General features: G+C 71.2%; 25 protein-coding genes and 1 tRNA gene. 15 read left to right on the forward strand and 11 right to left on the reverse strand.

What is annotated here, in order from left to right; genetic code table 11:
* Window positions 1–4: 4 nt before the first annotated feature.
* The 3 genes from ASG51_RS12560 to ASG51_RS12570 form a co-directional block, all read right to left on the reverse strand.
* Window positions 5–1,486 carry a UdgX family uracil-DNA binding protein gene (locus ASG51_RS12560; protein WP_056381169.1) on the reverse strand — a complete coding sequence of 494 codons (1,482 nt, stop codon included), beginning with the start codon at window positions 1,484–1,486 and terminating at the stop codon, window positions 5–7.
* Between the two features lies 1 nt (window position 1,487).
* Window positions 1,488–2,702, reverse strand: coding sequence for a putative DNA modification/repair radical SAM protein (locus tag ASG51_RS12565; RefSeq protein ID WP_056381171.1), 1,215 nt, complete (start codon window positions 2,700–2,702; stop codon window positions 1,488–1,490).
* A gap of 123 nt (window positions 2,703–2,825) precedes the next feature.
* Complete coding sequence (locus ASG51_RS12570) at window positions 2,826–3,443, reverse strand: RecX family transcriptional regulator (RefSeq protein ID WP_056275140.1); 618 nt, start codon at window positions 3,441–3,443, stop codon at window positions 2,826–2,828.
* Between the two features lie 81 nt (window positions 3,444–3,524).
* Here ASG51_RS12570 and ASG51_RS12575 point away from each other — a divergent pair, with 81 nt between their 5' ends.
* Window positions 3,525–4,955 (forward strand): TAXI family TRAP transporter solute-binding subunit, encoded by a 1,431-nt coding sequence (locus tag ASG51_RS12575; RefSeq protein WP_056275142.1) that lies wholly within the window; start codon window positions 3,525–3,527, stop codon window positions 4,953–4,955.
* Between the two features lie 39 nt (window positions 4,956–4,994).
* On the opposite strand, the gene ASG51_RS12580 is transcribed toward ASG51_RS12575, so the two are convergent.
* From ASG51_RS12580 to ASG51_RS12595, 4 genes are all read right to left on the reverse strand, one after another.
* Entirely contained in the window at window positions 4,995–6,305 is a 1,311-nt protein-coding gene (locus ASG51_RS12580) for a Gfo/Idh/MocA family oxidoreductase (RefSeq protein WP_056214333.1), read from the reverse strand.
* 132 nt (window positions 6,306–6,437) lie between these two features.
* Complete coding sequence (locus tag ASG51_RS12585; protein WP_056381172.1) at window positions 6,438–6,809, reverse strand: hypothetical protein; 372 nt, start codon at window positions 6,807–6,809, stop codon at window positions 6,438–6,440.
* Between the two features lie 95 nt (window positions 6,810–6,904).
* A complete protein-coding gene (locus ASG51_RS12590; RefSeq protein ID WP_056214342.1) occupies window positions 6,905–7,678 on the reverse strand; it encodes a phosphatase PAP2 family protein in 774 nt (257 codons plus the stop codon).
* Between the two features lie 90 nt (window positions 7,679–7,768).
* Window positions 7,769–8,299 carry a 2'-5' RNA ligase family protein gene (locus ASG51_RS12595; protein WP_056381174.1) on the reverse strand — a complete coding sequence of 177 codons (531 nt, stop codon included), beginning with the start codon at window positions 8,297–8,299 and terminating at the stop codon, window positions 7,769–7,771.
* Window positions 8,300–8,428: 129 nt separating this feature from the next.
* Between ASG51_RS12595 and ASG51_RS12600 the strand changes: the two genes are divergently transcribed.
* From ASG51_RS12600 to ASG51_RS12635, 8 genes are all read left to right on the forward strand, one after another.
* Window positions 8,429–9,409 carry a hypothetical protein gene (locus ASG51_RS12600; RefSeq protein ID WP_082514000.1) on the forward strand — a complete coding sequence of 327 codons (981 nt, stop codon included), beginning with the start codon at window positions 8,429–8,431 and terminating at the stop codon, window positions 9,407–9,409.
* A gap of 44 nt (window positions 9,410–9,453) precedes the next feature.
* A complete protein-coding gene (locus tag ASG51_RS12605) occupies window positions 9,454–10,431 on the forward strand; it encodes a glutathione S-transferase family protein (RefSeq protein ID WP_056381175.1) in 978 nt (325 codons plus the stop codon).
* 65 nt (window positions 10,432–10,496) lie between these two features.
* Entirely contained in the window at window positions 10,497–10,982 is a 486-nt protein-coding gene (locus ASG51_RS12610) for a hypothetical protein (protein WP_056275655.1), read from the forward strand.
* A gap of 184 nt (window positions 10,983–11,166) precedes the next feature.
* Window positions 11,167–12,066, forward strand: coding sequence for a thioredoxin (trxA, locus tag ASG51_RS12615; protein ID WP_056214352.1), 900 nt, complete (start codon window positions 11,167–11,169; stop codon window positions 12,064–12,066).
* 28 nt (window positions 12,067–12,094) lie between these two features.
* The gene (locus tag ASG51_RS12620; RefSeq protein ID WP_056214355.1) at window positions 12,095–12,763 is read left to right on the forward strand and encodes an LON peptidase substrate-binding domain-containing protein; all 669 of its coding nucleotides are present in this window, start codon (window positions 12,095–12,097) and stop codon (window positions 12,761–12,763) included.
* Window positions 12,764–12,790: 27 nt separating this feature from the next.
* Complete coding sequence (locus tag ASG51_RS12625) at window positions 12,791–12,997, forward strand: Trm112 family protein (RefSeq protein WP_056214359.1); 207 nt, start codon at window positions 12,791–12,793, stop codon at window positions 12,995–12,997.
* 14 nt (window positions 12,998–13,011) lie between these two features.
* Window positions 13,012–14,007, forward strand: a complete 996-nt coding sequence (locus ASG51_RS12630) for an asparaginase (RefSeq protein WP_056381177.1) — start codon at window positions 13,012–13,014, stop codon at window positions 14,005–14,007.
* A gap of 211 nt (window positions 14,008–14,218) precedes the next feature.
* Window positions 14,219–14,614, forward strand: a complete 396-nt coding sequence (locus ASG51_RS12635; protein WP_056381178.1) for a hypothetical protein — start codon at window positions 14,219–14,221, stop codon at window positions 14,612–14,614.
* A 193-nt stretch (window positions 14,615–14,807) separates the two neighbouring features.
* On the opposite strand, the gene ASG51_RS12640 is transcribed toward ASG51_RS12635, so the two are convergent.
* On the reverse strand, window positions 14,808–15,167 hold the full coding sequence (locus ASG51_RS12640; RefSeq protein WP_056214370.1) for an STAS/SEC14 domain-containing protein: 360 nt from the start codon (window positions 15,165–15,167) through the stop codon (window positions 14,808–14,810).
* A gap of 53 nt (window positions 15,168–15,220) precedes the next feature.
* On the reverse strand, window positions 15,221–17,467 hold the full coding sequence (locus ASG51_RS12645) for a primosomal protein N' (RefSeq protein WP_056352359.1): 2,247 nt from the start codon (window positions 17,465–17,467) through the stop codon (window positions 15,221–15,223).
* 96 nt (window positions 17,468–17,563) lie between these two features.
* On the opposite strand from ASG51_RS12645, the gene ASG51_RS12650 reads away from it, so the two are divergent.
* From ASG51_RS12650 to ASG51_RS12670, 5 genes are all read left to right on the forward strand, one after another.
* On the forward strand, window positions 17,564–18,280 hold the full coding sequence (locus ASG51_RS12650) for an alpha/beta fold hydrolase (protein ID WP_056381180.1): 717 nt from the start codon (window positions 17,564–17,566) through the stop codon (window positions 18,278–18,280).
* Window positions 18,277–19,368, forward strand: a complete 1,092-nt coding sequence (locus tag ASG51_RS12655; protein ID WP_056381183.1) for an ABC transporter ATP-binding protein — start codon at window positions 18,277–18,279, stop codon at window positions 19,366–19,368. The genes ASG51_RS12650 and ASG51_RS12655 overlap by 4 nt, the downstream gene beginning before the upstream one ends.
* 136 nt (window positions 19,369–19,504) lie before the next feature.
* Complete coding sequence (locus ASG51_RS12660; RefSeq protein WP_056381184.1) at window positions 19,505–20,542, forward strand: extracellular solute-binding protein; 1,038 nt, start codon at window positions 19,505–19,507, stop codon at window positions 20,540–20,542.
* Window positions 20,543–20,744: 202 nt separating this feature from the next.
* Window positions 20,745–22,463, forward strand: a complete 1,719-nt coding sequence (locus tag ASG51_RS12665) for an iron ABC transporter permease (protein ID WP_056381187.1) — start codon at window positions 20,745–20,747, stop codon at window positions 22,461–22,463.
* 32 nt (window positions 22,464–22,495) lie between these two features.
* A tRNA-Val gene (locus ASG51_RS12670) sits at window positions 22,496–22,570 on the forward strand.
* A 275-nt stretch (window positions 22,571–22,845) separates the two neighbouring features.
* On the opposite strand, the gene nhaA is transcribed toward ASG51_RS12670, so the two are convergent.
* Complete coding sequence (gene nhaA, locus ASG51_RS12675; protein ID WP_056381188.1) at window positions 22,846–24,060, reverse strand: Na+/H+ antiporter NhaA; 1,215 nt, start codon at window positions 24,058–24,060, stop codon at window positions 22,846–22,848.
* A gap of 419 nt (window positions 24,061–24,479) precedes the next feature.
* Between nhaA and ASG51_RS12680 the strand changes: the two genes are divergently transcribed.
* Window positions 24,480–25,607 carry an acyltransferase gene (locus ASG51_RS12680; protein ID WP_056381191.1) on the forward strand — a complete coding sequence of 376 codons (1,128 nt, stop codon included), beginning with the start codon at window positions 24,480–24,482 and terminating at the stop codon, window positions 25,605–25,607.
* A 128-nt stretch (window positions 25,608–25,735) separates the two neighbouring features.
* Here the strand turns inward: ASG51_RS12680 and ASG51_RS12685 are convergent, their stop codons facing one another.
* Window positions 25,736–26,647, reverse strand: coding sequence for a methyltransferase domain-containing protein (locus ASG51_RS12685; protein ID WP_056214402.1), 912 nt, complete (start codon window positions 26,645–26,647; stop codon window positions 25,736–25,738).
* Between the last annotated feature and the right edge of the window lie 223 nt (window positions 26,648–26,870).

A 26,870-nucleotide genomic window follows, 5' to 3' on the forward strand; every position in this document is an offset into this window, starting at 1 on the left:
GGCGTCAGGCGGCCAGGGAGCGCCCGAGGTCGTGGACGCGGCGGAGATCGGCCACGAAGGCCGCGTAGGCCTCCGCCTTCGCCTCGTCCGGCAGGCGCAGCAGGTAGGACGGGTGCACGGTGATGAACCCCGCATAGGGTTTTTCGAAATCCGCCGGGCCGCGCGCCCGGGTGATCGGGATCTGTTTGCCCGTCAGCGCCAGCACGGCGGTGGCGCCGAGCGCCACCACGAGCTTCGGCGCGACGAAATCGAGCTCCCGGTCGAGCCACCAGCGATAGTGGCTGACCTCGCCGGCGGTGGGCTTCTGGTGGATGCGGCGCTTGCCCCGCTCCTCGAATTTGAAGTGCTTGACCGCATTGGTGAGGTAGGCCTCGCCTCGCGCGATCCCGGCCTCGGCCATCGCCCGTGAGAGCAGTTGCCCGGCTGGGCCGACGAAGGGGCGCCCCTGGCGGTCCTCCTGGTCGCCCGGCTGCTCACCCACGAAGGCGATGGACGCGCCCAGCGGTCCTTCGCCGAGGACGGCCTGGGTCGCGCCGGGGACCAGCGGCTCCGAGCGCCGGATGAGGGCGTTGAGCGCCTCCAGCGAATCCGGGGCCTGGTCCGCCATGGCCGCGACGGCCCGGGCGGGATTGCGCTTGACCGGCATCTGCGGCGTCCTCTCGATCATGGCGCCGGTCCGCGCCGCCGCCTGCCGGACGAGGCCCGGAATGGCGGCGGTCTCGGGCATGTTGCGCCAGTACTTCTTCGGCATCTCCGCCCGCATCGCGGCGAGGTTCGTCCGGGCGGGGTTGAACGTGCTCTCGTAGTAATCGCGCCAGCCGGCCTCGAATCCGTCCTGTGCCGGTGCGTCCTCGCGTCGCCCTGGCGGTCCGAACGCGAGGACATCGCCGTCCCAGCGGGCGGAGGCCTCCGGCGTCAGGATGGTCCAGTCCAGTCCGCGGAAGCGATCGACGAAGAACGGGGCGGCGGCCCCCAGGATGTGGTGGTCCGGCTCGAACCAGGCGACGAAGCGCTCCGGCCCATCGCCCTCCACGCGGCGGAAGCGCAGGAAGGCGTGCATCTTGTGCAGGTCGCGGGCGATGGCCTTGCGCATCCGCTCCAGGCGATGGACCAGCGGGTCGCTCGAGATCTCCAGCAAACGCCGCTCGCCGCGCTGGATGCGCCAGATCAGATCGTAGAGCAGGGCGTAGCGCTCAGGGTCGCGGTGCAGCACCACCCGGGCGACCATCTCGCCCACCCCGCGCGGCAGGCTCAAGGGAGCTTCCTCCGAGGGCGCGGGGGGCGGCGCCCCGAACAGCCCGGACGCTTCGCCGATGGACCACAGCACCCGCTCCGGCGGGATGCCCCGGCCGGCGAGGCGACGGGCCGCGGCCCGGAAGCCCTCGAGGTCGGCGCCCGGGGAGAGGTCGACGGCTTCGAGCGCGCCGCGCCCGAACCCTGTCCCCTCCGCGGGGGAGGGAGGAGCCGATCGGTGTGCGCCCGCCATCCTAGAACAGCGACAATTGCTTGGGCGGGTCGGCGAGCCGTGCCCGCAGGTCGAGCCGGTCGGTGAGGCCGCCCGCCGGATGGTAGTCGGCGGCGATGAGGAAGGGCCGCGCCCGCTTCAGGGCCGAGGTCAGGCGGGCGACGTCGTCGAGGCGCAGGCGGGTGTGCCGGCGGGCCCGGATGATCTTGTCCACCGCCCGGGCGCCGAGGCCTGGCACCCGAAGCAGCATCTCGCGGTCGGCGGCGTTCACGTCGACGGGAAAGCGCGCCCGGTGCTTCAGGGCCCAGGCCAGCTTCGGGTCGATGTCGAGGGAGAGCATCCCGTCCTCGGTGGCATCGGCCACGTCGTCGGGGGTGAAGGCGTAGTACCGCAGCAGCCAGTCGCCCTGGTACAGGCGGTGCTCGCGCTGGAGCGGCGGCGCAGTCAGCGGCAGGATGGTGGACCCGTCCGGGATCGGACTGAAGGCCGAGTAGTAGACCCGCTTGAGGTTGTAGGAGCCGTAGAGCAGGGCGCTCTTGCGGATCAGCGCCTCGTCCGTGGTGGCGTCGGCCCCGACGATGACCTGCGTCGACTGCCCGGCCGGCGAGAACCGGCGCTTCTCGGATTTCGCCTCGGCGATGCGCTCGCCGATCTGCGCGATGGCGTTCTGGATGACGGCGCCGTCCTTCTCGGGGGCCAGGCGCTCCAGGCTCGCCTCGGTGGGCAGCTCGACGTTGATCGACAGACGGTCGGCGTAGAGGCCCGCCTCCTCGATCAGCCAGGGGCTCGCCTCCGGGATCGATTTCAGGTGGATGTAGCCGCGAAAGCCGTGGTCGCGCCGCAGCGATTTCGCCACCCGCGTCAGCAGCTCCATGGTGTGATCGGGCGACTTGATGATGCCCGACGAGAGGAACAGGCCCTCGATGTAGTTGCGCTTGTAGAACTCCACCGTGAGGGTCACGACCTCCTCGACGGAGAACTTCGCCCGCTGCACGTTGGAGGAGCGCCGGTTCACGCAGTAGGCGCAGTCGAACAGGCAGTAATTCGTCAGCAGGATCTTCAGGAGCGAGATGCAGCGCCCGTCCGGCGTATAGGCGTGGCAGATGCCGGCGCCGGTGGTCGAGCCGAGCTCGCCCTTGCCGGCCGTGCGCTTGGGCGCCCCGGACGACGAGCACGAGGCGTCGTACTTGGCGGCATCGGCGAGGATGCGCAGCTTCTTCGCGAGCATTTCGTCCATCGACGAGAAATGCGCCTCGTTCGCGCTTCGTTCAAGTTTTCGCGCACGGATTCGGGCTTTCTCCGCCGCCGCGATGTCGCAGCCTTATAGCTGGGAACCAAAGCCCGGAGCCCGGTCCCGGAGCTAAGCCTCGTGGTCGAGGGGCTCGGCGTCGGGATCGGCCTCGATCACCCGTCGGCCGAGGCCGTACGGGAAGCCGGCGCGGGCCATGGCGGCGAGATCCCGGTCGCGATGGGCCTCGCGCGTCCCGGGCCGGCGCCAGGGTCCGAGGCGCCGCCGCTTGGCATAGGCCCGGGCCGCTTCCGCCTCAAGGTCGACGCCCGCCTCCGCCGTCTCGCGCTCGGCCTCCATCGCGCTCGCCACCTGCTCGCGCGACACGCCCTTGGCGGCGAGCTTGGCCGACAGGGCCCGGGCGGAGGCACCGCGCCGGCGCAGGGCCGCGAGGCGCCCGGCGGTGAAGCGGGCGTCGTCGACGAGGCCGGCGCCGACCGCGCGGGCGACCGTGGCCTCGATCGCCTCGGCGAAGGCGCTCGCCTCCTCCCCGCGCAGGCGGCAGCGCTTGTCGACCCGGCGCTTCAGGGTCTGCCGCAGCATCGCCACGGAGGCGCTGTAGCGTTCGAGGTAATGCAGGGCCGCCCGCTCGAGATAGGCGGGGGTGACGGGCGGGGGCGGTTTGACCTCGGCCCGGTCATCCGGTGCGGCTCCGGTGGGGCGGCGGGACGCAACGTTTCGCGGTGTCATCGGTTCTTCACGATCCGGACGGGGTTCGGGGGTCGGTCTCGCAGATATGGTGATCCCGCTGGACAAAGGCTCGTTCCTGCCATGCCGGCATTTCTCGTGAGACGCGAGTGGCTTCTCGTCCTTCTGGCGCTCGGCTTCGCCGTCGTGGCGGGGATGCTGGTCTACCTGTCGCGTCCCACCACCCTGACCGTGGCGGTCGGTCCCCGGGACGGCGCCGAGGCGACCCTGCTTCAGACCTACGCCCAGGCTCTGGCCCGCGGTCGCGAGGATGTCCGCCTCAAGCTGAACTTCTACGATGACGTGCGCGACAGCGCCGAGGCGCTCCAGCGCAACAAGGCCGACCTCGCCGTGGTCCGGCCCGACGTCCTCCTGCCCGAGAACGGGCTCACCCTGGCGATCCTGCACGACGAGGCCCTGCTGATCGCCGCGCCGGAAGCGGCGGGCATCGAGAACTTCCCCGACCTCGCGCGCAAGCGCCTCGGCGTGGTCGAGCGGCACGCCGCCGACATGCCGTTCCTGACGAACCTCCTCGCCTTCTACGACTTCTCCGCCCAGCCGGCGGCCGAGCCGGTCCCCGAAACCGGGCTCGGCCCGGCCCGGATCGCCCTCGTGCCGCTCACTCCCCAGGAGGTCACCAGCGCCATCGCGGAGGGCCGCGTCGACGCGGTGGCGGTCATCGCCGCTCCGGCCTCGAAGGCGGCGATCTCGACGGTGCGTGCCGTCGAGGCGGCCTCGGCCGAGAAGAAGATCAATTTCGTCTCCGTGCCGGATGGCGGGGCGATCATCCAGCGGATGCCCGAGTTGCAATCCGTGACGATCCCGGCCGGCACCTTCGGCGGTCGCCCGAAGCGCCCGGACGAGGACGTGAAGACGGTGGGCGCCTCCTACCGGCTGATGGCCCGCGGCGGCGTCAGCCGCTTCACGGTCGCCTCGGTGACCCAGCACCTGTTCGAGTGGCGCTCGAAGCTGGCGCCCCTGGCGCCGATCGCCAACCTGATGAAGGCGCCGGACTTCGATTCCACCGTCGCGGCCACGAGCGCTCGCCTGCCGAATCATCCCGGCGCGGTGGACTACTTCGAGCGCGAACAGCAGACGATGTTCGAGCGCTACGAGGACTACATCTACCTGCTGGCGTTCTTCGGCGGCACCGTCGGCTCTGGTGTCGCCTGGGTCGCCCAGCGCCTCGCCCGAAAGCGGCGCGAGCGCATCGACATCGTCCTCGACCGGCTCCTCGACATCCTGCGCGAGGTGCGCGCCGCCACCGGCAAGGCCGACCTCGACGGCCTCGTGCGCGAGACCGACGACCTTGTGGCCGACGTCGTCCAGCATGCCCGCGAGCGCAACATCGACAACCGCACCGTGAGCGCCCTCATCCTGGCCATCGACGCGGTCCATGCGGCGATCAACGACGAGCGCCGCAATCTCGGCGCGGGTGACATCGAGAGCGGGCGGGCGGTGGACCATGCCCGCACGGCCCGCCTCCTCTCGCTCCACACGCCGGCGGCGGAGTAGTCGGCCGAGACCCGATCGCGACGCGGCGGACGCCCGGGATCAGCCCGCCGCGTCGAGTTCGGGGCCGCGGGTGACGTCGAGGCCGCTCGGTGCGCCCGGCGGCGGGCCGACCGTGACGGGCCGGCCCGTGCGGGCCGCCTCATAGATCGCCTCCATCAGCACCTGGTCCTGCAGGCCCTCCTCGCCGGGGGTGCGCGGGCGCCGATCCTCCTGGATGCAGCGCGCCATGTGGTCGATCTCCAGGGCGAACTGGTTCTTCTGCGCGAGGATGCGGGTGTCCTGCGATTCCGCCTGCCCGTCCGGTCGCGCGATCACCAGGCGCTGGCCGCGATACGCGAAGGCGTTCTGCAGGTCGATGGCGGCCCGGTCGGTATGGACCTGGAGCCGGCGCGACTCGTGAACCCCGTAGCTCGTCAGGCACTGCGCGATGACCTGCGAGGGGAAGCGCAGGGTGAAGGAGACCGACTCCTCGACCTCGGCGAATTTCGGATCGCCTTCCGGCGAATGGATCTGTGCCTCCACCGAGACGGGCTCCTCGCCGGTGAGGGCGCGCACGCCGTTCAGGCAGTAGAGCCCGATATCCGGCAGGGCACCGCCGCCGGCCAGGGCCTTCTTCAGGCGCCATTGCTGGGGCAGGCCGGTGGTCTGGCCGTTGAAGGCCTGGATCAGGCGCGTCCGGCCGACCTCACCGGAGCGGGCGAGACGCGCCACCTCGCGGTTGTAGGGCTCGTACTGGCAGCGATAGGCGATCATCAGCTTGACCTTGGCCGCCGCGCAGGCCGCGATCATGTCCCGGGCCTCGGCGGAGGAATTCGCCATCGGCTTCTCGCAGAGCACGTGCTTGCCGGCCTTGGCCGCGGCCAGCACGTCCCCGCGATGGACGGCGTTCGGCGTCACCACGTACACGGCCTGGACCGCGGGGTTTTGCGCGAGGCGGTCCCACTCGTCGTAGCCGTAGACCGCCTCCGGCGCGATCCCGTACTGCTCGGCCACGAGCTTCGCCTTGGCGGGGGTGCCCGACATCAGAGCGACCACGCGGGCCCGCTTCGTCTCGCCGAAGGCCGGCAGGATCTCTTCCAGGCTGAGGCGTCCGAGGCCCACGATGGCGAAGCCAACGCGCTGGCCCGGCGGCATCGGGGCGGGGGGCGGCGGGGGCGCCCGGTCCCCGGGGCCGCGCCAGTTCGGGAACATGACCTTGCCGCCCTGCACCGCGCCGGTATCGGCCGGGACCGAGGGGCCGGGCGGGCCCGATTGCGCGCCCGCGCCCGTCGCCCCGAGGGCGAGGCCGGTCAGGGTCGCACTGCCCGCGCGCAGGACGTTGCGGCGGGAGAGGGGGATGTCATCCGTCATGAAGCTCGCTGTCGGTTCCGGCGGGACAGGGGCCGCGGATGGAGAACCGCAGGCCTGCTTCTTCGGGAACGTCACGGCGAGAAACGCGGTTCCGGCGATCCGACGGCCTGCGCCACCGGACCGCTGCCGCCCTCAGGCCTCGTCGCCCCGCGCGGCCAGGCGGGCCCGCAGGGACGCGATCTCCGAGCGCGCCGCCCGAAGATCGTGCATCAGGCCGATGGGGATGGGCACCGCGGCGGGCGGGTCCGGCACGAACTGGACGCCGACGCAATCGTCGCCCCGCCAGATCAGGCGTACCGGCCGCGTCTGCCGGGTCTTGCGGATATGGAGGGTGAAAATCTCCGGCAGGGGCACGCCGTCGCTGAGCGCGAGGCGCAAGCCATCGGGACCGCAGTCCCGGATCAGGCAGGCCGTGTCGGAGGTGTGCGGGGCGATGCGGATCTCGGCGCCGAGAAGGCTCCGCAGCCGGTTGCCCTGTCGACGCTCGCGGGTGATCGAACCCATGTGACCCTCTTCAGTAAGTCGCCTGGGGGTAACAGGGTTGTGGCCTCCCGGTGCCGGTGGGCGAAAGCGCCGGAGCGATTCATTGTCCGGTAGGGTTAAGGCGTCCGCTCCGGCTCTCCGTGACGGGTCGGGGCCTCGACGTCGCCGCGCTGCTGCAGAACCAGGGCGACGAACCAGCAGAGGGCGGCCCAGGCGGCTCCGACGCACCAGCCGGCGACCACGTCGCTCGGCCAGTGCACCCCGAGATAGATGCGGCTGAGCCCCACCAGCAGCGTCATCGACACCCCGACGATGAGCACCAGGATCTTCACCCCGCGCTGGCGGTCCACCCGGGCGATCAGGCTCGCCAGGGTCAGGTAGGCGATGGCCGACATCATGGCGTGGCCGCTGGGGAAGCTCGCGGTGAACACCTCCATCCCGTGGGGCACGAGGTCCGGGCGGGGGCGCTGGTAGAACATCTTGAGCACCGTCGAGGCGATCTCGCCGCCGCCGATCGCCGCGACCACGAAGACGGCGATGCGCCGGCGCCCCGTCATCGCCAGATAGGCGCAGGCCGCTGCCGTCACGAACACGATGGTGAAGACGCTGCCGAGCCCGGTGATGTCGCGCATGGTCTCTTCGAGCCAGCGCGGCCCGATCGGGTCGGAGAGATCGGCGGGATTGCGCAGGGCGAGGAGGATCTTGCGGTCGAGGGCGGCGGTCGAGCCCTCGCCGACCTCGTTGGCCAGGGCGAAGAATCCGTAGCCGAGGAGACTCACCGCCAGCAGCGCCAGGACCGGGCCGACCTCGTTCAGGCGCAGGGCCAGGCGCAGGGCGTTCGCCCGGGTGACGAGCGGATTGTTGCGGTAGCCGGAGGGCAGGGCTTTCATGCGGGCGTCTTCGCGAACTGGTCGATGGGGGGCTGGGGGCTCCCGGCATAGCGGATCGGCGGGGCGTCCTCCATCCGGGCGGACGCGGCGTTACCCGAACGCGAAGCTGGCGCGACGCTCCCAGGGACCGCCGAGGTAGCGCCAGAGCAGAAGGCCCGGCGCCGTGAACCGGAAGGGCGTGAAATCCGCCTCCAGCTCGGCGTGCAGCGTCCGGGCGGTGCCGGGATCGACCTTGTTCTGCACCGTGACGTGCGGGCGCCAGCCCTGCCGATCCTGCACGGTCAGGCCCTCGCCCAAAGCCTCGAACGGGTCGGCGAGCCGCGCCCGGAAGGCCGAGAGGGCGTCGGAGGCGAGCACGTAGGCGACGCCGCGCCCGGTGAAGCGCAGGCCGGTCACCGCCACCTCCGGCGGCGCCTGGGTCCGGGTCATCGCCGACAGGGTCTCGACGATGCCCGGCTCGCTCGGGCCCGGCAGGTGGTGGAACAGGGTCGCGTGGGCCGGGATGTGGTTCAGCGCCTTCGGGAAGTGCCGGCGGCGCAGGCCGTCGAACCGCGCGAAGGTGTCGGGATCCATCCCCAGGGTGAGGATCAGCGGGTCGGGCGTGGGGGTGTGGTCTGTCATGGTCCGATCCGGCGTGAGGCAGGGAGATGGCGCGGGCGGGGGCTGCGTCCAGGGCCGCCGCCACGGTCCGCGGCGTGGCCGCCGCCGCCCGGCCTGTTCAGGGCGGTCCGGGCCGGGTAGAGAGCCCCGATGCGGCGCAAACACCGGGAAATCGTCCATGTGGGGCGCGAGGGCTGGCTCTTCCTGATCGGAGGCACGAACGGTGTCCTCGAGCAGTATCGCGCCAGCCTGTCCCGGTGGTGGCGCCTGCGCGGCTGGGTCAAGCTCGTCACGGCGCGGGCCGCCCGGGCCCAGGCGCTTGGCATCCGCTACGTGCACGTCGTCGTGCCCGAGAAGCTGTCGGTCTACGACGACCGGACCCAGGATCTGCGCTTCGATCCGCGCCAGGCGCCCACCCGCGTGCTGGCGCGGCGGCTGATCAACAATCCCCACTACGTCGACCTGCTGGCGCCGATGCGGGCGGCGCGCGACGGCGCGGTGCCGCTCTACTACCGCACCGACACGCACTGGAACTACGAGGGCTGCCGGCTGGCCTACGGCGTGCTGATGCGGGCCTGCGGCGCGGTGCCCCCGGCCGATCTCGATGCCCGCGAGCGCTACGAGACCACCCGGGTGCGCGATCTGGGCGAGAAGATTCCGGAGAAGCCGATCGAGACGGCGAGCCATGCGGTGCTCGACCGCGACGCCCGTCGGACCTACGCGAGCCCGCTCGTGGCCGCCTACGAGGCCGCCGGCCGCGCCCCGGATCTCCATGTGGGCGCCCATGTCTGCTTCCGGAACGACCGGCCGGACGTCGATCCGCGCACCCTGGTGCTGTTCGGCGATTCCTACGCGCATTTCGCGCCGATCATGCTCACCGGCATCCTGGCGGAGAGCTTCCGCGAGGTGCACTTCGTCTGGTCGTCGAGCATCGACTGGGGCTACGTCGAGCGGGTGCGGCCCGACCTCCTGGTCTTCGAGATGGCCGAGCGCTTCGTCACGCGCCTGCCGGACGACACCTTCGACATCGCGACCTACCAGAAGGGCGAGCACCTCGCGGCCGCCGCGCCCGCCGTCGCGGCCCCCCCGGCCGAGGTCCCCGCACCGGAGGGGCTGTCCGCCGAGGCCTGAGCGCCCATCTTTCCGCGGACACGCAAACGCGGGAGGGAACGATCATGGGGCTGCTCGTCGACGGCGTCTGGCAGGATACCTGGTACGACACCAAGGAGACCGGCGGCCGCTTCAAGCGTACCGACGCCAAGTTCCGGAACTGGATCACCGCCGACGGATCCCCCGGTCCCAGCGGGGAGGGCGGGTTCCCGGCGGAGGCCGGGCGCTACCACCTCTACGTGTCGCTGGCCTGCCCCTGGGCCCACCGCACCCTGATCGTGCGGGCCCTGAAGGGCCTGGAGGCGGCGATCTCGGTCTCTGTGGTCGATCCGCACATGGGCCCGGAGGGCTGGGTCTTCGGCGATTCGCCCGGCGCCACGCCCGACACGGTCAACGGCGCGACCCGCCTCTACGAGGTCTACCTGAAGAACGATCCCGGCTTCACCGGCCGCGTCACCGTGCCGGTGCTGTGGGACAAGCAGCGCGCCGCCATCGTGTCGAACGAGTCGGCCGAGATCATCCGGATGCTGAACGGCGCCTTCGGGACCGCCGGGCCGGACCTCTACCCGGCCGACCTCGCGGGCACGATCGACGCGGTCAACGCCCGGGTCTACGACGCCGTCAACAACGGGGTGTACAAGGCGGGCTTCGCCACCGAGCAGGCCGCCTACGCGGAGGCCTTCACCGCGCTGTTCGCCGAACTCGACGCCCTGGAGGCCCGCCTCGACACGGCGCGCTACCTCTGCGGCGACCGGCTGACCGAGGCGGATCTCCGCCTCTTCACCACCCTGGTGCGGTTCGACGCCGTCTATGTCGGGCATTTCAAGTGCAACCGCCATCGCATCGCCGACTATCCCAATCTGTCGAACTATCTGCGCGACCTCTACGCCCTGCCGGGGGTCGCCGGCACGGTGAACCTCGCCCATATCAAGCGGCACTATTACGAGAGCCACCCGACCATCAATCCGACCCGGATCGTGCCCCTCGGGCCGGCCCTCGACTTCGACGGCCCGAACGACCGCGCCGCCCGCTTTCCCGCCTGAGCCCGGAGCCCTGCGCGCCCGCAGCCCCTCGACGAACCGACCCGCAGCCTTACATCGGAATCATGATGCGCCTCTCGACCACCCGCCTCGTCCTTCTCGCCGCCCCGCTGCTCACGGCCGCGCCCGCCTTCGCCCAGACGGCCGTCAAGCTCGAGGGGCGCTGCGAGAAGCTCGTGATCGCCGGCCAGGACGTCTCGGCCACCTGCAAGAACACCCTGATGAACACGGTCTCGCGCAACCGCACGAGCTTCGACTTCGCCGCCGAGGGCCGGTCCCTGAGCTTCAGCGGCAACGGCGCCCAGCAGGAGCGGACGGAGGAGACCGACCCGCTTCAGCCGATCAACCTCGTGATCCCGAGCGAGACCACCAAGGACGGCGTGGTCCAGGGCCCTCTGGTCGCCGTCGGCTCCTGCGCCTTTAGCACCCCGGAGCCGGGCAAGACGACGATCACCTGCGAGGCGAACGCCGCCAAGGGAACCTACCAGGGTGTCTTCGTGACCGATGCCAAGGCACCGGATGCGGGCAAGGCCGGCGGCAGCGCCCCCCGCTAGGAGCGCGGGTTTCCTCCGGTGGGTGGGTCGTGTCGAAGCGGGATCCGCCGATGACCCGGGGGCGATTGCGTGTGGACGTCCGCTCTGGTCCGAGCGAGCGGAGTTCCCATCTCTTGACGCAGGACGGAACGGGTGGACAGACCCGGACCCTCCGACGGATCCAAACGAAGGCCTCGAGGACGTTATGCTGAACGATGCGCCGGTGCCGGGCGGCCCCACCCCCACCAAGGACGTGACCACGGCGAGCTTCCGCCAGGACGTCATCGCCGAGTCGATGCAGCAGCCCGTGCTCGTCGACTTCTGGGCCCCGTGGTGCGGCCCGTGCAAGCAGCTCGCCCCCGTGCTGGAGAAGGTGGTCGCGGGTTCCGCCGGCAAGGTGAAGCTCGTCAAGATGAACATCGACGAGCATCCCTCCATCGCCGGCCAGCTCGGCATCCAGTCGATCCCCGCCGTGATCGCGTTCGACAAGGGGCAGCCGGTCGACGGGTTCATGGGCGCGGTGCCCGAGGCCCAGATCAAGGACTTCATCACGCGCCTGGCCGGCCCCGCCGGTCCGACGCCGATCGAGGAGGCCCTGTCCGAGGCCGAGGCCCTCCTCGGGGTCGGCGACGTGGCGCAGGCCGCGCAGCTCTACGCCGCCGTGCTCGCCGAGGAGCCCGCGAACGTCGACGCGATCGCGGCCCTGGCCAAGATCCAGCTCGACGCCGGCGACATCGAGAACGCCAAGGAGCTCGTCGCCATGGCGCCGCCCGAGACGGCGTCCCATGCCGGCCTCGCCAGCGTGCGCGCGGCGATCGAGCTCGCCGAGCAGGCGGCGGCCCTGGGCGACCTCGGTACCTTTCAGGCCCGGATCGAGGCAGACCCGAACGATTTCCAGGCTCGCTTCGACCTCGCGCTCGGTCTCAACGGCCGCAACCTGCGCGACGAGGCGGTGGACCAGCTCATCGAGATCGAGCGCCGGGACCGCACCTGGAACGAGGGCGCGGCGCGCAAGCAGCTCCTCACCTTCTTCGAGGCCTGGGGCCTGATGGACAAGGCCTCGATCCGCGGGCGGCGACGCCTGTCGACGCTCGTCTTCGCGTGAGGCCGCGAACGAACCGCAGGGGAACACGATGAGCACGCATGCGGGCTACAAGGGACCGGCCGACTGCCCCGGAGTGATTCCGGTCTTCCCGCTGCCCGGTGCGCTGCTGCTGCCGCGCGGACAGATGCCGCTGAACATCTTCGAGCCGCGCTACCTCGCCATGATCGACGATGCCCTGCGGAACGACCGGATCATCGGCATGATCCAGCCCGACGTGGAGGCGGGCTCGTCGCCGATGACGCCGAAACTCTTCCGCGTCGGCTGCGCCGGGCGGATCACCCAGTTCGCCGAGACCGGTGACGGGCGCTACCTCATCTCGCTCACCGGCATCGCCCGGTTCCGGGTGGAGAGCGAGCTCGCCACCACCACCCGCTACCGCCGCTGCCAGGTCTCCTACGACGACTTCGCCACGGATTTCGAGGCGCGGGCGGGTGAGGCGGCGGTGGACCGGGAGGGCGTGCTCAAGGCCCTGCGCGACTTCGTCGAGGTCAACGACCTCAAGGTCGATTGGGCCGGCATCGAGGAGGCGCCCAACGAGGCCCTCGTCAACGCCCTCTGCATGATGAGTCCCTTCGGCGCCCGCGAGAAGCAGGCCATGCTGGAGGCGCCGGACCTCAAGACGCGGGCCGAGGTCTTGATTGCGGTGACCGAAATGGAGTTGGTGCGCGGGTCGGGCTCCGAGCCCACGCTGCAATAGTTTTTTCCCGCGAAGGATACGCCCCAGATGGCCGATGACACCCCGGGCCCCGTCGAGGCCACCCGCGTCGACCCCAAGCTCCTCGAGCTCCTCGTCTGCCCGTTGACGAAGGACACCCTCGAATACGATGCCGGCCGCCAGGAGCTGGTGAGCCGCTCCGCCCGCCTCGCCTATCCGATCCGCGACGGCATCCCGATCATGCTGCCGGAAGAGGCGCGGGCGCTCACCGACTGATCGGCCGCGCCGGCATGACCGATCGCCCGACCATCGCCCTCGTCGCCACCGGCGGCACCATCGCGATGAAGCACGATCCCGTCACGGGGGCCCCGGTGCCCGCCCTGACGGGGGCCGACCTCGCCGCCGCGGTGCCGCGCTTGGCCGACCTCGCCCGGATCGCGGTGGTGGAGTTCGCCAACGTGCCGAGCGCCTATATGGGCCCGGACCTCTGGCCCGGCCTCAGCCGCACGGTGGCGGACCTGCTGGCGCGGTCGGACATCGCGGGCGCCATCGTCCTGCACGGCACCGACACCCTCGACCAGACCGCCTATTTCCTCGATCTGACGCTGGCGAGCGACAAGCCGGTGGTGATGGTGGGCGCCCAGCGCAACGCCTCCGAGGCGGATGCCGACGGCGCGCGCAACCTCCTCAATGCGGTCCGCCAGATCCTGGCCCAGGGCGCGCGCGAAGATCTGCGTGGGCTGGGGGTGACGGTGACGCTGAACCACAACATCAACGCCGCCCGCGCGGTGCGGAAGTCCCACACCAACAACGTCGAGACCTTCAATTCCGGCGAGGCCGGCTTCCTCGGGCAGGTGGACGAGGACCGGGTCGTGTTCGCCCGCAAGCCCCTGCGGCGCCAGACCCTGCCGCTCCCCGAGCGGCTCGCCCGGGTCGCGCTCGTGGCGATGGCGGCCGGTGACGACGGGCGCCAGCTCCGCCACGCGGTGGCGGATGGGGCCGAGGGCGTGGTGATCGCCGCCTACGGCTTCGGCAACGTCAGCGAGGCCCTCTACGACGCGGTGGTCGAGGCCATCGCCGCCGGCGTCACCATCGTGGTGGCGAGCCAGGTCCCGCATGGCCGGGCGCTGCCCGTCTACGGCTTCAAGGGCGGCGGCAGCACGCTGCGGGCGGCCGGCGCGGTCTTCGCCGACGACCTCTCGCCGGACAAGGCCAGGGTCCTGGCGCTCCTCGCCCTGCCGATCACCCGGGACCGCCAAGCATTGCAAGCGTATTACGACCGGTAACGCCAAGCTTCGGCTTGGTCCTGGGCCATGGTCATGGCCTGTTCAGACACGTTCGGCAATAAGTCTCATCCATCGATTGCGGCGCTTGTCACAATCCTGCCGCTTCGGCGGGTATGCTCAGCGCACTCTCACTTGATCGTCTGCTTGAACCGCCGGTGCGCCATCCTGTGGCCGCGGCTCGGACGGACGCTGTTTTGCCGAAGGATGATGCATGTCCAAAGTTGCGGTGGTTCTGGCGCTCGGAGCCGGCCTGTCCTCGCCCGCGATGATCCCGGCCGCGGCCCGCGACGGCGGAAACTTCAACGGGACCTGGTCGGTGGAACTGGTCACCGAGAGCGGCATGGTCTGCGACAGCCGCTACACCTATGCGGTGTCGGTGCAGGAGGGGCAGGTGCGCCTCACCTCCGCGGCGGCCGGCGCCACCCTGAACGGCCGCGTCGGGCCGGACGGCACGGTCGGCCTCAACGTCTCGAACGGCACCGCCTCGGGTGCGGTCTCGGGCCGCCTCCAGGCCCAGAGCGGCGGCGGCACCTGGAAGGTCTCCTCCCTGTGCTCGGGCCGCTGGACGGCCCGACGCCACACCACCCGGACCGCCCAGGCGGAGTAGGGTTCGAGCCGGACGCGGCCCGCTTCCCTGGCGGATCGCGGGCCTGAAGGGACTCTCGTCGCGCTTGTGGACGACCGCGACCGGCGGTCGATCCGCGGTGGACGGGGCCCCAGGGCCCCCGCGCCTCACCCCTCCCCACAGGGGGAGAGGGACGAGCCGGCCGGATGCGTGTCCCGGCCGTCGGGTCAGGGCCTCAGGCGGCCGCGAGCCATTGGCGCGCTTCCTCGATATGCGCGCGGTCGAAGGTCTTGATCTGGGCCGGCGAGACCTTGCCGAAGGTGTCGGCGATCATCCGCAGCCACGAGGCGTCGGTCACCAGGGCGACGTGGCTGACGCCCTTCATCATGGCAAGGCCGAAGCGCGGGTCCTTGAAGAACGCGGCCGGCTCCATGCCCTTGAAGTCGCGCACGTCTTCCAGGAGCTTGATCTTGCCGCCCTTGTCGAGGTCGGCCTGCATGGCGGTGATGACGGTGTTCATGTCCGCATCGGTGATCTGTCCGTCGACCACGATCTCGGCGACGCTCGAATCCGGCTTCTTGGTGTAGGTCAGCACGTGGGGCACTCCTCAGGGGATCGAACGCTACCCAAGCGAACGTCGGGCCAGCGTTATAGGAAACTCTGCGGGTCCACGTCGATGGCGACCTTCACGTTGCCGCGAACCTTCGGGCCCCGCGCCAGCCACTCGCGCAGGTAGGTCTGCAGGTCGACGGTGCGCTCGGTCTTCACCAGTAGCCGGAAGCGGTAGCGCCCGCGGATCAGCGCGAGCGGCGCCTCGGCCGGCCCCAGCACCATCACGCCCTCCGGCGGCTCGGCGGCCCGCGCCAGGGCCTGCCCGTGGGCCTCGGCCACCTCGCGCTCGTTCGCCGAGACGATGAGGGCGGCCAACCGGCCGAAGGGCGGGAGGCCGGCGGCCTCGCGGGCGCCGATTTCCTCCTCGTAGAAGCGCTCCGAATCCCCCGAGAGCAGCGCCGCGATCACCGGATGGTCGGGCTGGTAGGTCTGGAGCAGGGCGCGGCCCGGTTTCTCGCCGCGTCCGGCCCGGCCGGTGACCTGCTGCAGCAGCTGGAAGGTGCGCTCGGCGGCGCGGGGATCGCCGGAGGTCAGGCCGATATCGGCGTCGAGGACGCCCACCAGGGTCAGGTGCGGGAAGTTGTGGCCCTTGGCCACGAGCTGCGTGCCGATGACGATGTCGCAGCCGCCCTCCGCCACGGTCTGGAGCTCGGCCCGCAGGCGCTCGGCCCCGCCGGGAAAATCGCTCGACAGCACGATGACGCGCTTGTCCGGGAAGAGCTCGGCCACCTCCTCGGCGATGCGCTCCACCCCGGGGCCGCAGGGGGTGAGGTTGTCGAAGGTGCCGCATTCCGAGCAGGAATCCGGGCGCCGCTCGGCATAGCCGCACTGGTGGCAGACCAGGGCCCGGCGGAAGCGGTGCTCAACCAGCCAGGTCGAGCAGTTGCGGCACTGGTAGCGGTGGCCGCAGGCCCGGCACAGGGTCAGGGGCGCGTAGCCGCGCCGGTTGAGGAACAGCAGGGCCTGGTCGCCGGACTCCACGGTCTCGCGCACCGCCGCCACCAGGGCCGGGGCGATGAAGCGGCCCCGCTCGGGCTTGTCGGCGCGCATGTCGATGGCGGCGATGTCGGGCAGGCGCCGGCCGCCGAAGCGCTCGGGCAGGGCGACCCGGAGGTAGCGCCCGCGCTCGGCATTGACCCGCGTCTCGATCGAGGGGGTGGCCGAGGCCAGCACCACCGGGCAGTTCTCGATCCGCCCGCGCACCACCGCCATGTCGCGGGCGTGGTAGTGCACCCCGTCCTCCTGCTTGTAGGCGGCCTCGTGCTCCTCATCGACCACGATGAGCCCCAGATCCGCGAAGGGCAGGAACAGGGCCGAGCGGGCGCCCACCACCACGGCGATCTCGCCCGCCGTGACCCCGGCGCGGATGCGCTCGCGGCGCTTGCCCCCGACGCCCGAGTGCCAGGTCGCCGGACGCACGCCGAAGCGCTCGGCGAAGCGATCGAGGAACTGCGCCGTCAGGGCGATCTCGGGCATCAGGATCAGCGCCTGGTGGCCGCGCCGGACGCAATCGGCCACTGCCTCGAAATACACCTCGGTCTTGCCCGAGCCGGTGACGCCCTCCAGCAGCACGGTCGGCGCCTTGTGCGCCACGCCGGGCGGCGCGACCTTGCCGTCGGCCGGCAGGGGATCGCCGATCGCGTCCGTCGGCGCGGGCTCGGCGGGGCCGGGGTTCATCAGCGCGACGAGCTCCCGCACCGCCGCCTCCTGCGCCTCCGAGAGGGGCACGCGGGCGTGGTCCGGGTCCGGCGGCAGGGCGACCGGCTCGGGCGCCAGGGCCAGGGCCTCGAGGGCGCCGTCGTCGATCAGGCCGTCGACCACGCTCAACGAAACGCCCGCCTCCTTGGCGAGCGCGCTCTTGCCCCGCATCGCCCCGTCCGCCGCCACGGCCAGCACCTTGGTGCGGGCGGCGGTCGGCCGGGACGGCGCCTTGCCGGAGGCCCGCACCCCGACCCGCACGGTCTCGCTCAGGGCCGATTCGTCGGGCAGCCGCAGGGCCATGGCCAGGGCCGAGCCCTTCGGCGCCAGGGTGTAGCGGGCGAGCCAGTCGACGAGTTCGCGCAAGGCGTCCGGCAGGGCCGGCACGTCGACCCGGCCGGTCACCGGCCGCAGGTTCGAGCCGCCGGGGCTCTGGCGCACGCCCCACACCACCCCCACCGTCTCGCGCGGCCCGAGGGGGATCTGCACGACCTCGCCGACCGAGAGGTCGAGCCCGGCCGGCACGGCGTAGCTGTAGGCGCTGTCCAGCGCCAGCGGGATCAGGATCTCGGCGACGCAGGGCATCGGGCGGGGCTTTGACGGAACATAACCGGAATATAAGCATGCCGGAGGCAATGCGCGACCGCCGTTCCGCCGATCGTCGCCCGGAGGCGCCCCAGGATGGACGGACCCGAACCCCCGGCCTCCGGCACGGCCGGCGATCCGGCCCCCGAGGGGGTGCTGCTCCTGCATGGCCTCGCCCGGCGGGCCGCGTCCCTGGCCCGGCTGGAGCGCGCCGTCCGGGCCGCCGGGTTCGCGGCGCTGAACCTCGATTATCCCTCCCGCAAGGCGGATCTCGCGGATCTCGCAGGCATCATCGGACCGCCCGTCGCCGCCTTCGCGGCCCGGGTACGGACCCTCCACGTGGTCACCCACTCGATGGGCGGGCTGCTCGCCCGGGCCTGGCTTCGCGAAGACCGGCCGGCCAATCTCGGACGGGTGGTGATGCTGGGGCCGCCGAATGGTGGCAGCGAGGTCGCCGACCGCCTTCACACCCTGCGCGCCTATCGCCGGGTCTTCGGCCCGGCCGGCGCCCAGTTGACCACCAAACCGGACGAAAGCCTGCGCAACTGCCTCGGCCCCGTCGATTTTCCCCTCGGGATCATCGCGGGCGACCGCACGCTCTATCCCCTGGAATCCTGGCTGATGCTGCCGGGTCCCGATGACGGCCGGGTCACCGTCGCGCGCACCCGGGTCGCCGGGATGGCCGACCACATCACCCTGCCGACCAGCCACGGCCTGATGATGCGCAATCCCTCGGTCATCGCCGAGACCCTGCGCTTCCTGCGCACCGGAGGGTTTTCGCCGTCCGCCCGCGGTGACACAAGGCGCGCATGAGCCTCGACGCGCCCCCGCCCGACCCCGTGCCGCCGCGCCTTGAGCTGCGTGGCATCGGCCTGCGCTTCGGCGCGGTGCAGGCCCTCGCCGACATCGCCTTCCAGGTCCGGCCCGGCGAGATCCTGGCCCTTCTCGGTGATTCCGGCTGCGGCAAGAGCACGCTCCTGCGGGCCATCGCCGGCCTCGAGCAGCCGGAGACCGGGACGATCCGCCTCGACGGCGCCCTGCTGAGTGAGAACGGCCGCGGCGTCGCGCCAGAGGCGCGCGGCGTCGGGCTGATGTTCCAGGACTACGCCCTGTTTCCGCATCTCACCGTGGCGGAGAACGTCCGCTTCGGCCTTCACGGCAAAAGCCTCCAGGGCAGGTCCGCCGCCGAGGCCCGCGCCCTGGTGCAGGCGCGGCTGGAGCAGGTCGGCCTCGCCGACCGGGCCAAGAGCTATCCCGGCACCCTCTCGGGCGGCGAGAGCCAGCGCGTGGCCCTGGCCCGCGCCCTGGCCCCGGGGCCGCGCGTCCTCCTTCTCGACGAACCCTTCTCGAACCTCGACCGGCGCACCCGCGACCGGGTCCGCGACGACACCCTGGCGGTCCTGCGCGCCAGCGGCGCCACGACGCTCCTCGTCACCCACGACCCCGAGGAGGCCCTGGGCTTCGCCGACCGCATCGCCCTGATGCGGCGGGGGCGCATCGTGCAGGTCGGCACCGGGCCGGACCTGTATTGCCGCCCTGCCACGCGTTTCGCCGCCCGCTTCTTCGGCGACCTCGTCGAGATCGACGGGACCTGCCGCTCCGGCACCGTGGCGACGCCGTTCGGCCTGGTTCCCGCGCCGGGCCACGCCGAGGGGGCCGCCGTGACCCTGTGCCTGCGCCCGGAGGCGATCCGCCTCGGCGCGGCGGGGGCGTCCCTCCGGGCCGTGGTGCGGGCGCGCCGCTTCCTCGGGGCCGCCGCCCTCCTGAGCCTGTCGGCGGACGGGTTGCCCGAGCCCCTGCACCTGCCCGTGCCGGCGGACGACCCGCGCGAGCCGGGGGATGCGGTCGGCCTGAGCCTCGATCCGGACCGCGGGTTTATTTTTGCGAACGAGATGGATTAAAACACAGGCCCGGGCCAAGCTTGCGCTCGATCCGGGGTAATAGTTTCGAATTGTTTTAAGTCCAAAACATCGCGCTTGTGTTTTTCTCGCCGATGCTTCTGAACACCCGCCACGTTCTGACGGAAGGGTGTCGGCCATGGCGGGTGGGATCAAGGCAATCGGGTTCGCTGGCTGCGCGTTGACGGGTTTGGCCCTCGCGGCCCTCGTCGGGACGGCGTCGGCCGCCGAGGTCAACCTCTACACCACCCGCGAACCCGGCCTGATCCGGCCCCTGCTCGACGCCTTCACCGCCAAGAGCGGCGTCACCGTCAATACGGTGTTCGTCGAGAAGGGCCTCGCCGAGCGCGTGGCGGCCGAGGGCGCCCGTGCCAAGGCCGACGTGCTGATGACCGTGGATGTCGGCAACCTCATCGACCTCGTCGACCGCGACCTCGCCCAGCCGGTGCGCTCGGGCGTGCTGGAGGCGGCGGTGCCCGCTACCCTGCGCGACGCCGAGGGCCGCTGGTTCGCCCTCTCCATGCGGGCCCGGGTGCTCTACGCCGACAAGGACCTCGCCGACCTCACGGCCATCACCTACGAGGGGCTGGCCGACCCGACCTGGAAGGGCGGCCTCTGCCTGCGCGCGGGCCAGCACCCCTACAACACGGCGCTCATCGCCCATTATCTCGTCAAGCACGGCCCGGAGAAGACCGAGGCCTGGCTGCGGGCCCTGAAGGCCAACCTCGCCCGCAAGCCCGCCGGCGGCGACCGGGACGTCGCCCGCGACATCCTCGCCGACACCTGCAGGATCGGCCTCGGCAATTCCTACTATGTCGGCCTGATGCGCTCCGGCCGCGGCGGCCCCGAGCAGCGGACGTGGGGCGAGGGCATCAAGGTGGTGATGCCGACCTTCGCGGGCGGCGGCACCCACGTGAACATCTCCGGCGCGGTGGTGGCCAGGAACGCCCCCAACCGCGACGAGGCGGTCAAGCTCCTCGAATACCTCGTCTCCGACGAGGCCCAGGGGCTCTACGCCAAGGCCGATTACGAGTATCCGGTGAAGGCCGGCGCGCCGATCGACCCGCTCCTCACGGCGCTGGGCCCCCTGACCATCGATTCCGTGCCGCTCGTCGAGATCGCCCGCAACCGCAAGGCGGCGAGCCTCCTCCTCGACACGGTGGGTTTCGACAACTGAGGAGCCTGCGGCGCAGGCGGGTGAGGGGGCGCCCCCTCCGGAGCGGTCGCTCCCCCACTCGACCCGCCGACGCGAACCACCCCCTCCCGCGGAGGGGAGAGGGACGCGCGCATGACCGCTACGGCGCGTGAGCCGGTCGGTCCTTGCGGGAGGAGCGCCCACACCGTCGGCCGATCCAACGGAAAACGTCCTTGAGACCAGCATGACCGGGGTCGCCCCCGCCCTCCCGCCCATCGCCCATCCCCGCGGCCTCGCCTGGGGCGTCGCCGCCCTGCTGCTCTGCGCCCTGGTGCTGAGCCCGGTCGTCGCCCTCGTGTTCGCGGCGGGCGACGGAAGCGGAGCGGGTGCGGGCGGCGCCGCGCTCTGGCCCCACCTCGTCGCTCACGTGCTGCCCCAGGCCCTGCGCGACACCGCCCTGCTGCTCGCCGGGGTGGGCGTGCTGGTGGTGGTGCTGGGGGCGGGCTCCGCCTGGCTCGTGGCGGCCTACGACTTCCCCGGCCGGCGCCTGCTGGAGGCCGGGCTGCTCCTGCCCATGGCGGTGCCGACCTACATCGTCGCCTTCGCGTATCTCGACCTGATGCACCCGATCGGCCCGGTGCAGACCACCCTGCGCGACCTCCTCGGTTATGCCCGCCCGCGCGATTTCGTGCTGCCGGAGATCCGCTCGCTGCCCGGCTGCATCCTGCTCCTCGGCTTCGTGCTCTACCCCTACGTCTACCTGCCGACCCGGGCCCTGTTCCTGATGCAGGCCGCCAACCTCATCGAGGCGGCGCGGATGCTCGGGCGTCGGCCCTCCGCCACCTTCCTGCGGGTCGCCCTGCCGATGGCGCGGCCGGCCATCGCCCTGGGCGCGAGCCTCGCCCTGATGGAGGCCCTGAACGACATCGGTGCGGCGGAATTCCTCGGGGTGCGCACCCTGACGGTCCAGGTCTACGCTACCTGGGTGAACCGCTCGGATCTCGCCGGTGCGGCCCAGATCGCCCTCGTCATGCTGGTAGCCGTCGTCGCCCTGGTGGCCCTGGAGCGCTGGGCCCGGGCCGGGCGCGGCTTCTCGAGCGGCGCCCAGCGCCCGCGCCGCCTCGCCCGGCAGCGGCTGAGGGGCCTGCGCGCCGCGTCCGCCCTGGCCCTCGGCCTCGTGCCCGTGGCCGTCGGCTTCGCGATTCCCGCGACCTACCTCGTGCAGGCCGCCCTGCGTCGGGTGTGGCGCAGCGGGCTGCCGGAGACGATCCTGGCGGAGATCGGCCACACCCTGCTGTATGCGGGCGCCGCGACCGTGATCGCCGCCGCCCTGGGCTTCGTGGTGGCGGCGGGGCCGCGCCTCGTCGCCCGGCGCTGGGGCGAGGCGCTGATCCGGGTGGCGAGCCTCGGCTACGCGCTCCCCGGCGCGATCCTGGCCATCGGTCTCCTCGGGCCCCTGGCCTGGGCCGACGCCACTCTGTCGGCGGGGACGACGCGGCTCTTCGGCGTCGCCCCGGCGCTGATCGGCCTCGGCACCGGCGGGGCCCTCGTCACCGCCTACCTCGTCCGCTTCCTCGCGGTCAGCATCGGCACCTGCGAGGCCGGGCTGGCCCGCGTGCCCCGCAGCCTGCCCGATGCCGGGCGGATGCTGGGGCGCGGGCCGGGCGCGACCCTGTGGCGGGTCCAATTGCCCTTGGCCTGGCCGGCGGTGCTCAGCGGCGCGCTCTTGGTCTTCGTGGACTGCGTCAAGGAACTGCCCGCGACCCTGCTGCTGCGGCCCCTCAACGTCGAGACCCTGGCGACCCATCTCTACGGCGAGGCCGCGCGCGGCACCTACGAGGACGGTACGGTGGCGGCCCTCCTCATCGTCGCCGTCGGGCTCGTGCCGGTGGTGATCCTGCTCCGCCTCGGGACCCCGCGCCGCGAAGCCGACGCAGAACCTGCCGATCAGCGCTTGACGTAGCCGCGCCCCTCGCCCTAGAAGGCCCTCGGTCCGGGTGCGTAGCTCAGCGGGAGAGCATTCGCTTCACACGCGAAGGGTCACAGGTTCGATCCCTGTCGCGCCCACCATTTCCCTCGAAGCCTCCCCGCTGCTTCGTCGACCCAATCCCAAACACCGACACGAGTCCGAGGCCGCCCATGGCGCCGCCGGTCCAGGACACGCCCGCGACGGAGGGCTCGCCCCCGCCTGGACCATATTCGGGACGCCCGCGGCGACGAGGACGGGCATGGCTGGCTCCTCTCTTCCTCAGGCCGCCCCCAGGGGCGACGACCGGGACGGGGGCCGACGCTTTCCGCGCGCCTTGCGGCGCTCGGGTGCGGGATCCGGGAGCGCTCGGGGCGTCTCAGGCGACCTCGACGGATCGGGTCTTCGGAGCTCCGACCCGGCGGCGGGGCGCGACCAGCAGGACGAGGGCGCCGGCCGCCATGCAGACGATCGATCCGGCCAGCACGCCGACCTTGGTCTCGGCCTCGAGGTCCGGTGCGTCGGCGAAGGCCAGGAGGCCGATGAACAGGCTCATGGTGAAGCCGATGCCGCAGAGGAGCGAGACCCCGTAGACCTGCATCCATCCGGCCCCCGCCGGCCGCTGGGCGAGCCCGAGCTTCACCGCCGCGAGGACGAAGCCGAACACGCCGAGCTGCTTGCCGACGACCAGACCGAGGGCGACCCCGAGGGTCACGGGGTCGAGCAGCGTCGCGGGCGTGAAGCCCGCCAGCGACACGCCCGCATTGGCGAAGCCGAAGATCGGCAGGATCAGGTAGGCCGACCAGGGATGGAGCGCTTGTTCCAGCCGGTGCAGGGGCGAGGTCGGATCGTCCGGCCGGCCGATGCTGAGCCGCAGGGGGATCGTCAGGGCCAGGAGCACGCCCGCCACCGTGGCGTGCACCCCGGATTTCAGGACGAAGACCCACAGCACCGCGCCGAGGACGAGGTAGGGCGCGAGGCGGCTGATGCCGGCCCGGTTCAGGCCGTAGAGCACCGCCAGGGTCGCGGCCGCCCCGCCCAGCATCGGCAGGGACAGGTCGGCGGTGTAGAACAGCGCGATGATGAGCACCGCGCCGAGGTCGTCGAGGATCGCCAGGGCGGTGAGGAACACCTTGAGCGAGACCGGCACCCGGGAGCCGAGCAGGGCCAGGATGCCGAGGGCGAAGGCGATGTCGGTGGCGGCGGGAATCGCCCAGCCGCGGAGGGTCTCCGGCGAGTGCCGGTTCACCGCCACGTAGACCAGGGCCGGCGCCGCCATGCCGCCGAGGGCGGCGAGGCCGGGCAGGATCCGGTCCGGCCAGGTCCGCAGGCGCCCATCCAGCATCTCGCGCTTGATCTCCAGACCGACGAGCAGGAAGAACAGCGCCATCAGGGCGTCGTTGATCCAGTGCAGGACGCTCAAGCCCCCGACCTTGGTCTGCAGGACCGCGAAGTAGCGCTCTGCCAGGGGCGAATTCGCCACCACGAGGGCGAGCACCGCGCTCGCCATCAGGACGAGGCCGCCGCCCGCCTCGGAGGTGAGCATCGACCGGAAGGCCGAGAACGGCCGGCGGAGCGGGGCAGGAGCTTGCATGGTCCTTTCCTTACGACACCTGGGCCGGGACACAACCGCGGCCGCCGGTGAACCGATGAACGCCTCGGCGCCCCCGTCCCCCTGCGCCGAGGCTCGTGGGGCGCGAGCATGCCGGATCCCCCGAACGGCCCTCGGCCACGCCCCATCGCTCCAAGCCTCCTCGGCTCTGTCTCCCGGGTCCTTGAGCTCCGGGATACTTGGAATGCACGTATTCATCCCTGGCGCTTGTCCTGTGCTGGGTCCCCGAAGACAGTTGCGTTCAGAGAAAGCATGGGTCGTCCGCAATCTCTCCCGGACGCAGGACCCCGCCAAGACGCGCCGTGCGTTTACCAAGGGGCGCGAAGGACCTTGTCGAAACGGACGCCACCTGCAATCCCTGCAGGGCCCTCGATGATCGGGGCGCAACACCGACTGTCGCCATGCGCCGCCTGCACAGCATCGACTCGATCCGTGGTCTGGCCGCCCTGGCGGTCATCTACGCCCATACCGTCGAGTTCGGGTTGAAGACGCAGCTCGGTCCGTTTCCCCTCGAGCGCCTCGTCCTGTCCGGGCTGACCGAGTACATCGATGTCGGGAAGATCGCCGTGACGCTGTTCTTCGCGGTGTCGGGCTTCGTGGTGCCCTTCTCGCTGTTCAAGGGGGGAGACCGGCCGATCCTCGCCTTCGCCGTGTCGCGGTTCTTCCGCCTCTACCCCGCCTACTGGCTCTCGATCCCCTGCGGGCTGCTGGTCCTGTTCGTGTGGCCGGGCCGTGACATCCCCGCCGTGCTCGTGCCCGCCAACATCACGATGCTCCAGCAGTTCCTCGGCGTGGAGAACATCATCGCCCTGTACTGGACCCTGCAGATCGAGCTGATCTTCTACGGCCTCTGCGTCGGGCTCTTCGTCCTCGGGCGTCTCGACGATGCCGTCGGCGTCGTGCTGTCGGCCCTGGCCCTGATCGCGGCCGCCCTCGGCCTCGCCGCCCTGCGCTTCGTCCTCGAGCGGAAATTCCCGGTGGCCGTGCCCCTGTCCCTGGCGGTGATGTTCTGGGGACTGTGCCTGCGCTACCACGTCCTCGAGCGCCGGCCGGGCTGGGGCACCGCGCTCGCCGTGGTCACCGGCGCCCTCGTCTGTGCGATCCCGCTGGCGTCCGTGCTGGCCTACGGGCGCGACATGGGCTTTCACGAGAACTGGGTGAAGTACCTCGTCACCTACTGGGCCGCGATGGCGCTGTTCGCCCTGCTGTCCCTGACGCTGCGCATCGAGGGGCGGCTGTTCACCTACCTGGGCGCCATCAGTTACTCGATCTACCTGTTCGGGCCGGTGGTCCAAGGGGTGCTCGAGCATGCGCTGGCCGGGTACGCGCCGGTCGTCCCGATCCACCTGTTCGCGGCCACGACGGCACTCGCGACCGTCGCGGTCGCGGCGCTGGTCTATCGCTGGATCGAAGCGCCCGCCATCGCGCTGGGCCGCCACGTCATCCGTCGCCGCCTCCTGTCGACCTCCGACGCAGGGCGGGACGCGCGCCCCCCGGTCGCTCCGCTGGTCGGACGCTCCGAGATCTGAGCCCGCCGCCGGGGCGACGCAACGAGGCCCTCTGCCCTGTCCGTCAGCGGGACGATCCCTCCCGGAGAACGGTTGCGCCGGGGAGGCGCGCCCCGGGTGATGGCGCTCGGCCTGCCCGACGGGCCATCTCAGGCATGCGAGTAGGACAGGTCGTAGACATCCGCGACCTCCGCGTTCCACTCCACCCGTGCGGGACCAGTTCGCCGGATGATGCATCCGCTGAGGAGGTAGGTCGGCCCAAGACTCATCTGTTGGAAATTCGTATCGTTGATGTAGTCCGGCACGATGGAGGCAGGATAGCGATACTGCGCGTCCACGACCTCGAAGCCGGTATGTGCGTTGAAGATACCCCGCCAACTCTCCTTCGAGAAGCGGAAGAAGTCCCAGGGCTCCTCGTGCAGGGGCCACGCGGCGTGCGAGATGATGAGCCCCAGGGCGCCCTGACGAAGCACCTTGTTCATCTCCAATGCCACTTTCCACGGCATGAGGAGATGTTCGAACACCGCCATGGAGAAAGCGAAGTCGAAGGTTCGGTCGACGCGCCGACTGAGATGATGCGCATCGCAGACGGTGTCGACATTCGGCCCATCCGTGATGTCGATTCCCAGGTGTTCGATGTCGGCCGGAAACCAGGAACGGTAGCTGACGCCGCTGCGCGCCCGACTGCCGATCTCCAGCATGCTTCCCCGACGCTCGGCAACTTCCCCGCAGAAGCGATCCACCATCACCTGGAAAAGCCGATCGCCAGGGTTGGAGAACCCTCCGGACGGGTCTTTCAAGACGAAGCCTTCGCTGAATCGCAGCGTGAACTTCGTCCGATCGACGTGTAGGTGGGGGACGATGGCCACGAGGACGAAGCCCCAATTGACGGAGTCCGGTCCGAACACGGTCACAAGGTCCGGCCGCAGGACGGTCTGATGCTCGGTCTTCAGTAACGCGCCATCATAATACAGTTCCGGCTGAAAGCTGTTGGCCCAGCCCTCGGCATACAGGCATCGTCCGACGACCGCGAATTTGTCCAGGTAGCCGTGATAGTTCATGGTGCCTCGGTCCACTTGGGAGAATCGCGCTACCGCCGGAGCGGCCTGATTCCGGCTGACCATGAACCCGTCCGCGATCTCGCACAACCTGCGCTGAGCGTTCTGGCTGAAGACATGAATCAGGGTTGTGTCAGCGATCGGCGCCCTTGCTGGAGGGCCCGTTTCCCGTCCCGCATCCGGTCGCAGGGAGGTCGGAGCATCAGGGGCCCAACATCACGGACCG

The organism is Methylobacterium sp. Leaf465 (assembly GCF_001424705.1).
Classification (GTDB): Bacteria; Pseudomonadota; Alphaproteobacteria; order Rhizobiales; family Beijerinckiaceae; genus Methylobacterium.

Excerpts from the sequence above, each read along its gene's own strand:
- ASG51_RS12660 (WP_056381184.1), top strand. The coding sequence starts at position 19,505 with ATGGCGGGTGGGATCAAGGCAATCGGGTTCGCTGGCTGCGCGTTGACG.
- ASG51_RS12595 (WP_056381174.1), bottom strand. The coding sequence starts at position 8,299 with ATGACAGACCACACCCCCACGCCCGACCCGCTGATCCTCACCCTGGGG.
- ASG51_RS12560 (WP_056381169.1), bottom strand. The coding sequence starts at position 1,486 with ATGGCGGGCGCACACCGATCGGCTCCTCCCTCCCCCGCGGAGGGGACA.
- ASG51_RS12630 (WP_056381177.1), top strand. The coding sequence starts at position 13,012 with ATGACCGATCGCCCGACCATCGCCCTCGTCGCCACCGGCGGCACCATC.
- ASG51_RS12600 (WP_082514000.1), top strand. The coding sequence starts at position 8,429 with ATGCGGCGCAAACACCGGGAAATCGTCCATGTGGGGCGCGAGGGCTGG.
- ASG51_RS12655 (WP_056381183.1), top strand. The coding sequence starts at position 18,277 with ATGAGCCTCGACGCGCCCCCGCCCGACCCCGTGCCGCCGCGCCTTGAG.
- ASG51_RS12565 (WP_056381171.1), bottom strand. The coding sequence starts at position 2,702 with ATGGACGAAATGCTCGCGAAGAAGCTGCGCATCCTCGCCGATGCCGCC.
- ASG51_RS12575 (WP_056275142.1), top strand. The coding sequence starts at position 3,525 with ATGCCGGCATTTCTCGTGAGACGCGAGTGGCTTCTCGTCCTTCTGGCG.
- ASG51_RS12620 (WP_056214355.1), top strand. The coding sequence starts at position 12,095 with ATGAGCACGCATGCGGGCTACAAGGGACCGGCCGACTGCCCCGGAGTG.
- ASG51_RS12625 (WP_056214359.1), top strand. The coding sequence starts at position 12,791 with ATGGCCGATGACACCCCGGGCCCCGTCGAGGCCACCCGCGTCGACCCC.
- ASG51_RS12605 (WP_056381175.1), top strand. The coding sequence starts at position 9,454 with ATGGGGCTGCTCGTCGACGGCGTCTGGCAGGATACCTGGTACGACACC.
- ASG51_RS12570 (WP_056275140.1), bottom strand. The coding sequence starts at position 3,443 with ATGACACCGCGAAACGTTGCGTCCCGCCGCCCCACCGGAGCCGCACCG.
- ASG51_RS12610 (WP_056275655.1), top strand. The coding sequence starts at position 10,497 with ATGCGCCTCTCGACCACCCGCCTCGTCCTTCTCGCCGCCCCGCTGCTC.
- ASG51_RS12635 (WP_056381178.1), top strand. The coding sequence starts at position 14,219 with ATGTCCAAAGTTGCGGTGGTTCTGGCGCTCGGAGCCGGCCTGTCCTCG.
- ASG51_RS12590 (WP_056214342.1), bottom strand. The coding sequence starts at position 7,678 with ATGAAAGCCCTGCCCTCCGGCTACCGCAACAATCCGCTCGTCACCCGG.
- trxA (WP_056214352.1), top strand. The coding sequence starts at position 11,167 with ATGCTGAACGATGCGCCGGTGCCGGGCGGCCCCACCCCCACCAAGGAC.
- ASG51_RS12645 (WP_056352359.1), bottom strand. The coding sequence starts at position 17,467 with ATGCCCTGCGTCGCCGAGATCCTGATCCCGCTGGCGCTGGACAGCGCC.
- ASG51_RS12580 (WP_056214333.1), bottom strand. The coding sequence starts at position 6,305 with ATGACGGATGACATCCCCCTCTCCCGCCGCAACGTCCTGCGCGCGGGC.
- ASG51_RS12585 (WP_056381172.1), bottom strand. The coding sequence starts at position 6,809 with ATGGGTTCGATCACCCGCGAGCGTCGACAGGGCAACCGGCTGCGGAGC.
- ASG51_RS12685 (WP_056214402.1), bottom strand. The coding sequence starts at position 26,647 with ATGAACTATCACGGCTACCTGGACAAATTCGCGGTCGTCGGACGATGC.
- ASG51_RS12680 (WP_056381191.1), top strand. The coding sequence starts at position 24,480 with ATGCGCCGCCTGCACAGCATCGACTCGATCCGTGGTCTGGCCGCCCTG.
- nhaA (WP_056381188.1), bottom strand. The coding sequence starts at position 24,060 with ATGCAAGCTCCTGCCCCGCTCCGCCGGCCGTTCTCGGCCTTCCGGTCG.
- ASG51_RS12665 (WP_056381187.1), top strand. The coding sequence starts at position 20,745 with ATGACCGGGGTCGCCCCCGCCCTCCCGCCCATCGCCCATCCCCGCGGC.
- ASG51_RS12650 (WP_056381180.1), top strand. The coding sequence starts at position 17,564 with ATGGACGGACCCGAACCCCCGGCCTCCGGCACGGCCGGCGATCCGGCC.